Source organism: Promicromonospora sp. NPDC057488 (assembly GCF_042802395.1).
Taxonomy (GTDB): Bacteria; Actinomycetota; Actinomycetes; order Actinomycetales; family Cellulomonadaceae; genus Promicromonospora.
Map to the genome: position 1 here is coordinate 1 of NZ_JBHVEG010000331.1, position 2,237 is coordinate 2,237.

A 2,237-nucleotide genomic window follows, 5' to 3' on the forward strand; every position below is an offset into this window, starting at 1 on the left:
AGGGTGATCTCACCTCGGGTCGCGGCGGGCTGACCGGCTGCCGGGATGCGGACTCAGCTGTTCTCGAGCTCGTCCATGAGCTCCTGGAGCTCCGGGTCCATGGTCGCGCCGCTGTCGCCGAGCTCCTGCTCGTAGCTGTTCTGGAGCTCCTGCTCGATGCCGTCCTGGAACTCCGGCGTGGAGACCACGAAGGCCACGAACGCGATGTACGCGATGATGCCGAGGGTGACCAGCACGGTGCCGATCCAGCCGAGGATGAGGCCCGCGAGGCCCATGCCGCCGTTGTCCGCGAGGCCCTCGCGCTGCGCCTGACGGCTCTTGACACCCGTGATGATGGCCGCGATACCGGTGACCAGGCCGCAGCCCAGCACCGAGAGGATACCCAGCACGAGCGACCAGACGGCGAGGCTGTTCTTCGGCAGCGGGGCGCCGTAGCCGGGCTGACCGCCCTGCGCGTAGACGGGCGCCTGCGCGTCGCCCTGCTGCGGGTACGGCGACTGCTGGTACGGCTGCTGCTGCTGGTACGGCTGCTGCTGATACGGGGCAGGCTGGCCCGGAACCGCGCCCGGCTGGCTCTGCTCGGGCTGCTGCGGCTGCTGCGGCGGGTCGTAAGGAGACTGGCCGCCGTCAGGCTGGGTCATCGTGCTGCCTCTCTGGTTGCTCGGTACCGGGGCCGATCCGGCCCGGAGGAGCCAAACTTACAGGTAGGACCCCCCGTGCGGCAGGAAAACCGCACGGGGAGCCCTACCCCGGTCCGAACGAGTTCCTGGTCAGTAGTTCCAGTCGTTGGGGTCGCGCATCTGGTCCCAGTTGATGCCTCCGGCGAACAGGCCGACCGCCAGTGCGATGACGAAGAAGATGATGGCGGCCACCACCAGCGCGACGTTGATCCAGCCCAGGATCAGACCCGCGGTACCCATCCCGCGGTTGTTCGCAAGGCCCTCGTCGGCGGCCCTGCGGCTCATGGTGCCCGTGATGATCGCCGCGATCCCGAGGAGCAGCGGGCAGAACACGTAGCTGAGGATGCCGGTGACCAGCGCCCACACGCCCAGGTCGTTCTTGGGCGGCGTCTGCGTGTACCCGTACTGGGGTGCGGCGGTCGGGCCGCCGGGCTGGCCGTACGGCGTCGGGGCGCTGTGCTGCCCGTGCTGGGCGTACGGCGCGTTCGGGTCGGGGCCAGGGTGCCGGGGAGAGCCCGGGTCCTGCGGTCCGGGCTGGGGGCCCGGCTGCTGGGAGCCCGGCTGCTGCGGGCCGGGCTGGGGTCCGCCGGGCTGCTGTGGGCCCGGCTGCTGCGGGCCCTGCTGCTGCGGCGTGGGCTGCTGCTCGGAGCCGTACGGCTGGCCGGGGAGCGGCTGGGTGGGTGAGCCCTCGGGGACCTGCGGAGAGGACGACCCGGGCAACGGCTGCGTAGGCGGCGTCTCCGGCTGGGGATCGCGCGGCGTACCGCCCTCGTTCTCGGTCATGAGGCTGCCTTCCCTTCCAGATCGGGGTCCTGTGGGACGCCGGGTCCGGTGCCCCACTCTCCACCTAACCAGGGTTGACCCCGACCTGCGCGGGAACGCCGGGCGTCAGCTCGGCCGCCAGGTCTCCACCTCGTGCGCCACCGCGAACCCGAGCCGCTCGTACACGCGCCGGGCGCCCGCGTTGTCGTCGTACAGGCCGAGCGTGACCAGCCCGTGCTCGGCCACGCCGTCCGCCGTCATCCGGGCCGTCAGGGCGCCGCCGTACCCGCGGCCGCGGTACGCGGGCAGCGTGCCGATCGCCCCGAGGTGGGCCGCTCCGGCCGGGACCGCGGTCGCCGAGCCGACGGCGACGAGCGAACCGGCGCCGGACCGGCCGGCCGCCGGCGCGCGCACGCCGTACCAGCGGGCCGCGCGCGCCCGGGGGCCGCGGACCCCCGCGTGCGTGTCCGGGTTCGCCTCCGCGAGCACCGCCTCGATCTCGTCCGCGTCCCGGTCGACGTCGAGCAGCTCCACGGCGGGCACGTCGTCGCCGGGCGCGGGTGGCGCCACCTCGGTGACCATGCGGTCCCAGGTGGTGGTGGGCCCGAGGCCCCAGCCGGCCAGGACTTCCCCGGCCAGGGCCCCGGTGCCGCGCGTGAGGGTCGCGGCCACGACGTCGTCCTCGGGCACCACGGTCGCCAGCAGGCGCGCCAGCCGAGCGGGCCGCCCGACGGCGTTCAGCCACCGGCCGGGCCGCTCCCCCGTCGGGTCGGCGAGCTCCAGGACGGCGGCCGC

3 protein-coding genes are annotated in these 2,237 nt (G+C 74.0%); all 3 read right to left on the reverse strand.

All coding sequences use genetic code 11. The features are described 5' to 3' along the window. Positions 1-53: 53 nt before the first annotated feature. Positions 54-641 (reverse strand): DUF4190 domain-containing protein, encoded by a 588-nt coding sequence (locus tag ACFU5G_RS29800; RefSeq protein ID WP_377252749.1) that lies wholly within the window; start codon positions 639-641, stop codon positions 54-56. Positions 642-770: 129 nt separating this feature from the next. Further along, on the reverse strand, positions 771-1,463 hold the full coding sequence (locus tag ACFU5G_RS29805) for a DUF4190 domain-containing protein (RefSeq protein ID WP_377252751.1): 693 nt from the start codon (positions 1,461-1,463) through the stop codon (positions 771-773). Between the two features lie 105 nt (positions 1,464-1,568). Then, the coding region (locus ACFU5G_RS29810; protein ID WP_377252753.1) for a GNAT family N-acetyltransferase at positions 1,569-2,237 on the reverse strand (669 nt) is incomplete at its 5' end.